The sequence below is a fragment of the Streptomyces boluensis genome (genome assembly GCF_009908195.1).
Lineage (GTDB): Bacteria > Actinomycetota > Actinomycetes > Streptomycetales > Streptomycetaceae > Streptomyces > Streptomyces boluensis.
The window spans coordinates 25,370-32,666 of record NZ_JAAAHS010000034.1; the positions used below are offsets into that span (position 1 = coordinate 25,370).

General features: G+C 70.2%; 8 protein-coding genes. 3 read left to right on the top strand and 5 right to left on the bottom strand.

The features are described from left to right. Positions 1-82 precede the first annotated feature (82 nt). The 3 genes from ftsH (at position 83) to GUY60_RS07520 (ending at position 4,041) form a co-directional block, all read left to right on the top strand. Positions 83-2,137 (top strand): ATP-dependent zinc metalloprotease FtsH, encoded by a 2,055-nt coding sequence (gene ftsH / locus GUY60_RS07510; RefSeq protein WP_161695099.1) that lies wholly within the window; start codon positions 83-85, stop codon positions 2,135-2,137. A gap of 143 nt (positions 2,138-2,280) precedes the next feature. Continuing rightward, positions 2,281-2,886, top strand: a complete 606-nt coding sequence (gene folE, locus GUY60_RS07515; RefSeq protein ID WP_161695101.1) for a GTP cyclohydrolase I FolE — start codon at positions 2,281-2,283, stop codon at positions 2,884-2,886. Between the two features lie 150 nt (positions 2,887-3,036). Next, on the top strand, positions 3,037-4,041 hold the full coding sequence (locus GUY60_RS07520) for an aldo/keto reductase (RefSeq protein ID WP_161695103.1): 1,005 nt from the start codon (positions 3,037-3,039) through the stop codon (positions 4,039-4,041). Between the two features lie 43 nt (positions 4,042-4,084). On the opposite strand, the gene GUY60_RS07525 is transcribed toward GUY60_RS07520, so the two are convergent. The 5 genes from GUY60_RS07525 to folP all read right to left on the bottom strand — a co-directional run bounded on the left by GUY60_RS07525 (position 4,085) and on the right by folP (position 7,144). Then, positions 4,085-4,576 carry a DUF3180 domain-containing protein gene (locus GUY60_RS07525; protein ID WP_161695105.1) on the bottom strand — a complete coding sequence of 164 codons (492 nt, stop codon included), beginning with the start codon at positions 4,574-4,576 and terminating at the stop codon, positions 4,085-4,087. Positions 4,577-4,656: 80 nt separating this feature from the next. Next, on the bottom strand, positions 4,657-5,253 hold the full coding sequence (gene folK, locus GUY60_RS07530; RefSeq protein ID WP_161695107.1) for a 2-amino-4-hydroxy-6-hydroxymethyldihydropteridine diphosphokinase: 597 nt from the start codon (positions 5,251-5,253) through the stop codon (positions 4,657-4,659). Beyond that, positions 5,250-5,609 (bottom strand): dihydroneopterin aldolase, encoded by a 360-nt coding sequence (gene folB / locus GUY60_RS07535; protein WP_161695109.1) that lies wholly within the window; start codon positions 5,607-5,609, stop codon positions 5,250-5,252. Before folB ends, folK begins: the two co-directional genes overlap by 4 nt. Before the next feature lie 192 nt (positions 5,610-5,801). Then, positions 5,802-6,284: a nuclear transport factor 2 family protein gene (locus GUY60_RS07540; protein ID WP_161695111.1), complete on the bottom strand. Its 483-nt coding sequence runs from the start codon at positions 6,282-6,284 to the stop codon at positions 5,802-5,804. Then, positions 6,281-7,144 (bottom strand): dihydropteroate synthase, encoded by an 864-nt coding sequence (gene folP, locus GUY60_RS07545; protein ID WP_161695113.1) that lies wholly within the window; start codon positions 7,142-7,144, stop codon positions 6,281-6,283. Before folP ends, GUY60_RS07540 begins: the two co-directional genes overlap by 4 nt. Positions 7,145-7,297 lie beyond the last annotated feature (153 nt).

Below are 7,297 nucleotides of genomic sequence, written 5' to 3' on the forward strand. Positions count from 1 at the left end.
ACAATGCTGGGGTACCGTCCGAAGAACAGTCTTTATCAAACTCACTATGGCAGGAGGGACGGGGCGACACCGCTCCGTATGGATGGACGTGAAGCGATACTTCCGTGGGCCGGTCATGTGGATCGTGCTGGCCGTCCTCGCCGTGGTCGTGTTGATGCAGGTCGTCGGCTCGTCCGGCGGCTTCAAGACGGTGGACACCGCCCAGGTCATCAAGGCCATCGACGACAAGCAGGCGCAGACCGCCAAGCTCACCACCGGTGACGAAGACACCATCAAGGTCGAACTGAAGCCCGGCGCCGACAAGGGCAAGTACGGCGGCAGCACCAAGATTCAGGCGAGCTACATCGGCGACCAGGGCGCCCAGCTGGCCACCAAGCTGCAGCAGAACTACGAGAACGGCGACATCAAGGACGGGTACACCGTCTCGCCGTCGAAGCAGAACCCGTTCCTCGGGATCCTGCTCTCGCTGCTTCCCTTCGTTCTCATCGTCGTTGTCTTCCTGTTCCTGATGAATCAGATGCAGGGCGGCGGCTCCCGAGTCATGCAGTTCGGGAAGTCCAAGGCCAAGCTCATCACCAAGGACACCCCCAAGACGACGTTCTCCGACGTCGCCGGCTCTGACGAAGCCGTCGAAGAACTCCACGAGATCAAGGAGTTCCTGCAGGAGCCGGCGAAGTTCCAGGCCGTCGGCGCCAAGATCCCCAAGGGCGTCCTGCTGTACGGCCCGCCCGGTACGGGCAAGACGCTCCTCGCGCGTGCTGTCGCGGGCGAGGCGGGCGTCCCGTTCTACTCGATCTCCGGTTCCGACTTCGTCGAGATGTTCGTCGGTGTCGGTGCCTCCCGAGTCCGTGACCTCTTCGAGCAGGCCAAGGCGAACGCCCCGGCGATCGTCTTCGTCGACGAGATCGACGCGGTCGGCCGGCACCGTGGTGCCGGTATGGGCGGCGGTCACGACGAGCGCGAGCAGACGCTGAACCAGCTGCTCGTGGAGATGGACGGCTTCGACGTGAAGGGCGGCGTCATCCTGATCGCCGCCACCAACCGGCCCGACATCCTGGACCCCGCGCTGCTCCGCCCCGGCCGCTTCGACCGGCAGATCGCCGTCGACCGCCCGGACATGCAGGGCCGCCTGGAGATCCTCAAGGTCCACCAGAAGGGCAAGCCGGTCGCCCCGGACGTCGACCTCTCGGCCGTCGCCCGTCGCACCCCCGGCTTCACCGGTGCCGATCTCTCCAACGTCCTGAACGAGGCCGCCCTCCTGACGGCCCGTAGCGACAAGAAGCTGATCGACAACCACTTCCTGGACGAGGCGATCGACCGTGTGGTCGCGGGCCCGCAGAAGCGGACCCGGATCATGTCGGACAAGGAGAAGAAGATCACCGCGTACCACGAGGGCGGTCACGCCCTGGTCGCGGCGGCTTCACCGAACTCCGACCCGGTCCACAAGATCACGATCCTGTCCCGCGGCCGTGCCCTGGGCTACACGATGGTGCTCCCGGACGAGGACAAGTACTCCACCACGCGCAACGAAATGCTCGACCAGCTCGCGTACATGCTGGGCGGGCGCGCCGCGGAGGAGCTCGTCTTCCACGACCCGACCACGGGTGCCGCGAACGACATCGAGAAGGCCACCGCCACGGCCCGCGCCATGGTCACGCAGTACGGCATGACCGAGCGGCTCGGCGCCATCAAGTTCGGCGGCGACAACACCGAACCGTTCCTCGGCCGCGAGATGGGCCACCCGCGCGACTACTCGGAAGAGGTCGCCGCGCTGGTGGACGAAGAGGTCAAGAAGCTCATCGAGACGGCGCACAACGAGGCCTGGGAGATCCTGGTCGAGAACCGCGACATCCTCGACAAGCTGGTCCTGGCGCTCCTCGAGAAGGAGACGCTGAACAAGGAGCAGATCGCCGAGATCTTCGCGCAGATCGTCCGCCGCCCGGCCCGCCCGGCGTGGACCGGCTCCTCGCGGCGCACGCCGTCGACGCGGCCGCCGGTGCTCTCCCCGAAGGAACTGTCGCTCACCAACGGCGCCAACGGCAGCACCCCCGCGGTGACCGCCTCGGCGACGGAGACGACGGCAGCGCCCGCGGACCTGACGAAGGCCCCCGCACCGGAGGACCGTCCCGAGAGCTGATCTCCGGCTCCCGGCCGGCACAGCAGGCCCGGAATGGATGCCGCGCCCCCCTGGTTCTAGCCTTGGGGGGCGCGGCATTTTTGTGCGCAGCACGGCAGACGCAGAGACGCGCTGCCCGTCGTAAGAAGGAACGAGGCACAGAGATGACCGACCCGGTGACGCTGGACGGCGTGAGCTCGATCGGCGAGTTCGACGAGAAGCGGGCCGAGAACGCGGTACGCGAGCTGCTCATCGCCGTCGGAGAGGACCCGGACCGCGAGGGGCTGCGCGAGACGCCGGGCCGGGTGGCGCGGGCGTACAGGGAGATATTCGCGGGCCTGTGGCAGCAGCCGGAGGACGTGCTGACCACCACCTTCGACCTGGGCCACGACGAGATGGTCCTGGTGAAGGACATCGAGGTCATGAGCTCCTGTGAGCATCACCTGGTCCCGTTCGTCGGTGTGGCGCACGTCGGGTACATCCCGTCGTCGGACGGGAAGATCACCGGCCTGTCGAAGCTGGCCCGGCTCGTCGACGTGTTCGCCCGCCGCCCGCAGGTGCAGGAGCGGCTGACCACGCAGATCGCCGACTCCCTGATGGAGATCCTGGAGCCGCGCGGGGCGATCGTGGTCATCGAGTGCGAGCACATGTGCATGACGATGCGCGGGGTCCGCAAGCCCGGCGCGAAGACGCTGACCTCGGCGGTGCGCGGGCAGCTGCGGGACCCGGCGACCCGGGCCGAGGCGATGAGCCTGATCATGGCGAAGTGAGCCCGGTGACGCGGTGACGCGGTGACGCGGTGACGCGGTGAAACCGTGATGCGGTGACATCGTGACGTGGTGGCCCGGAGCGTGTAGTTCCGGGTCCGTGTCCTGGACAACTCCTGGGCACGCCTTGGCAGTTGTGGAACTGTTCCGGCCATGACTGCCATGACTGATGACACTCTGCCGACGCGTCGCCTCGGTGAACTGGAAGTCTCCGCCCTCGGGTTCGGGGCGATGGTGCTGTCGCCTGGTGTGTACGGCGACATCGACGACGCGCGTGCCGAGCGGGCGCTGCTCGCGGCGGCCGACGCGGGCGCCACGTTCTTCGACACCTCCGACGGGTACGGCGCCGACGGGCACAACGAACGCCTCGTGGGCCGGGCCCTGCGCGCCCGCCGCGACGAGGTGGTGCTCGCGACCAAGTTCGGCTTCCGGCTGGCGGAGGGCGCCGAGCCGCACCGCTTCCCGGTCGGCTTCGCCTTCGGGGAGCTGGCGGTCAACGCGGACCCCAAGTACGTACGCGGGTACGCCGAGGCGAGCCTCAGGGAGCTCGGGACGGACCGCATCGACCTGTACTACCCGCACTTCCCCGACCCGCAGGTGCCGTTGGCGGACACCGTGGGTGCGGTGGCCGAGCTGATCCAGGACGGGCTCGTACGGCAGTTGGGTCTGTCCAACGTCACGGCCGGGCAGTTGCGGGCCGCGCACGCCGTGCACCCGGTGGCGGTGGTGCAGGCGGAGTGGTCGATGTGGCGGCCGGTCGACGCCGAACTGCTCGCCGCGGCACGGGAGCTGGGCGTCGGCGTGGCCGCCTGGTCGCCGCTCGGCGCCGGGTTCCTGACCGGGCAGGTCGGTGCGGTGGAGGACGGGGACTTCCGGCAGAACATGCCGCGGTTCGACGCGGCCAACCGGCAGGCCAACCATGACCGTTTCGCGCCGGTGCGCGGGATCGCGGCGGAGCTCGGCCTCACGCCGGCCCAACTGGCGCTGGCGTGGCTGCTGCACCAGGACCCGCACGTGGTGCCCATCCCGGGCAGCCGGACGCCCGCGCACATCGTGGAGAACCTCGCCGCCGCGCGCGTGACGCTGCCCGCGGAGGTCTCGGCCCGCCTTGACGCGATCCTGCGGGAGACGGTCGTGTCGGGCGGGACGCTGCTGTAGCGGGGAGTCGGGGGCGCTCTCCGGTGTGGCGCGGCGGGCGGGGCTATGCCGCCGCCGCGCCGCCCTCGCCGTTGTCCTTGTCGTCGTACTCCGGGAGCTTGCACACCCGCTCGAGGAACAGCGCCGCCGCGATCACGCACGCGCCGGCCAGGACCGAGAAGCCCGCGTAGATCGCCTGGTCGCGGCGGGCGGGGACGTCGAGCCGGGTGAGCAGGAAGACGCCCGCGCCGCCGTACAACCCCGTCACCAGGGCCGCGACCAGGGCGCTCGCCTGGCCGAAGACCAGCGCGCGGGCGGCCATCAGGGGCTCCACGCCCTTGGCGCCGGGTTTGCGGTCGCGCTGGGCGCGCAGCCTGGAGCGGAACGAGAGCGCGGTCGCGAGCAGGACGACGGCGATCACGGCGAGGACGATCGGTGCGGCCAGGGGCACGCCGGGCAGTTCGCCGAACGAGTCCCAGAGCCTGGCGCCGGACCAGGACAGCACTCCGGCCACCAGGAACAGGCCGATCAGCGTCCGGATGCGCAGCAGCTTCACGGTGGCGGTCGCCTCTTTCGTCGTGCTTCGTCCAGCGGTCCGTGCGGGCCCTGACACGGGGCCCGTGCTGACCCTAACGACTACTCGGGCAGCCGGAGTTCCAGATCGGCGCGGGGCACGACGCCCGCGCGGGTGACCTGGGCGAGGAAGTGCGCGACGGGGCCGCGGCCGGGGATCTGGGCCTCCGGGTCGACGTCGTGCCAGGGGGCGAGGACGAAGGCACGCTCGTGCGCGCGCGGGTGCGGCAGCGTGAGGTTCGGGTCGTCGGAGACGACGTCCTGGTACGTGACGATGTCGACGTCGATGGTGCGCGGGCCCCAGCGCTCGTCGCGCACCCGGTGGAAGGCCTCCTCGACCGCGTGCGCCCGCTCCAGGAGCGAGGACGGCGGGAGGGTGGTCTTGATGACGACCACCGCGTTGAAGTACGCGGGCTGGCTGCCCGGCTCGACGCCCCAGGGCTCCGTCTCGTACACCGGGGAGACGGCCTTCACGCGCAGGCCCGGGGTGTCCTCCAGGGCGTCCACGGCTCCCTGGAGGGTCTCCAGGCGGTTGCCGAGGTTGCTGCCGAGGGCGACGACGGCGAACTTCGGGTTGTTGAGGGTGACGTCCGCGGCATCCACCTGTTCCACCACGGAGGCGGGCACCGGCTGTACGGTCGGGTCGCTCTGCGTGTTCATGCGCTGCTCCGGGTGATGGTGATGGTGACGTCGTCGAAGGGCACGGTGATGGGTGCTTCGGGCTTGTGCACGACCACCTCTACCTCCTGGACGCCCTCGTGTTTCAGGCACTGCTGTGCGATGCGTTCGGCGAGGGTCTCGATGAGGTCGACGGGCTCGCCCTGGACGACGGCCACGACCTCCTCGGCCACGACGCCGTAGTGCACGGTCTTCGTCAGGTCGTCGTCGGCCGCGGCCGCCCTGGTGTCCAGGCCCAGGACGAGGTCCACGATGAAGGTCTGGCCCTCTTCGCGTTCATGGGCGAAGACACCGTGGTGTCCTCGGGCCTTGAGGCCGCGCAGCGCGACACGATCCACGCGAATCACTCCTGCAATCGTCGGTTCGGCGGGCCCGCGCCGAGTGCGGTCAAGTCGCGAGGCCCATTCGAATCTACCTGCGAGCACCGACAGCGCTTGCCCATGGGGGCTATGGACATGTCGGTCCGTGACTGGTAGCCGCCCATACCCCGGAGGCGGGGAATCCAACCTCCTCGGGGGTTCCGTACCCACTCAGGCGGGTGTTTCGCCGCCTTCTGTGTCCTCTTCGTCGTCCGTCTCGGCGAGTACCGGCGAGGCGTGGTGCGACCACAGCTTCCAGCCGCCGGATGTGCGGCGGAACACATTGGTGGCGACGACGAGCTGGCCGACGAGCGGGCCCAGGTCGGCGCCCTCCTCGGCGGGGCCGCCGCTGAGGATGTTCTCCGTACAGGTCACCAGGGCGGTGTCGCCGTGCACCGAGACGTTCACATCGGTGAGGAAGAACTGGATGTACTCGGTGTTCGCCATGATCAGGGCGTACGACCTGAGGACCTCGCCGCGGCCGGAGAGCACCGGCCAGCCGGGGTGCACGGCGGAGACGAGGTCGGCGGGGTCGTCGACGCCGGTCGCGGCCAGCCAGAGGTCCGAGACCGCCTCGAAGTCGCCGCGCTCCATGGCCTCGTAATAGGCGGTGTTGGCGGTCTCGACGGCTTCGACGTCGGTATGGGGCGTCACTGGGCTCCTTCTACGGCGCGGGCTACGCGGACGGCGTCGGCGGTGGCACGGACCTCGTGGACGCGCACCGCCCAGGCGCCTTCATGGGCGGCGATGGCGGAGACGGCGGCGGTGGCCGCGTCCCGTTCGCGGGCGGGCGGCGGGGCGGAGTCCGGGCCGTCGGCCAGGACGCGGCCGAGGAAACGTTTCCGAGAGGCTGCGACCAGGACCGGCAGGCCGAGGGAGCGCAGCTCCTTCATGTGGGCCACCAGGGCGAGGTCGTGGTCGGCCTCCTTGGCGAAGCCGAGGCCCGGGTCGAGCACGATCCGCTCGGGTGCCACACCGCCCGCGACAACGGCCTCCACGCGCGCGTGGAGCTCGCTGACGACCTCGGCGACCACGTCCGCGTACACGGCGCGGTTGTTCATGTCCTGGCTGAAGCCGCGCCAGTGCATGACGACGAAGGGCGCGTGGTTGGCGGCGGCCATGGGGATCATCGCGGGGTCGGCGAGGCCGCCGCTGACGTCGTTGACGAGCACGGCGCCCGCGGTGAGCGCCTGTTCGGCGACCGAGGCGCGCATGGTGTCCACGGAGACGGTGACGCCCTCGGAGGCGAGGCCGTGCACGACGGGCACGACCCTGCGCAGCTCCTCGGCCTCGTCCACGCGCGTGGCGCCGGGCCGGGTGGACTCGCCGCCGACATCGACCAGGTCGGCGCCCTGGGCGACCAGGTCGAGGCCGTGCTTGACGGCCGCGGTGGTATCGAACCAGCGGCCGCCGTCGGAGAAGGAGTCGGGCGTCACGTTGACGACCCCCATCACCGCACAGCGGTCCCAGTCAGGAAGACCTTCGACCGTGCCCCGGCCTCGCAACGTACTCATGTCTCCAGCGTAGGCCCGGACGGGTGGCGGCTTGAACGGAGTCCCCGCCGCGGTGCTCGTGACGGCGTACCGGCCTGCTCACGCGGTCCGCATCCCCCGCTCCAGGGGCCGCTCGGGCGGCTCGGCGGCGGGGCCGTGCGGGCAGGGGCGCCG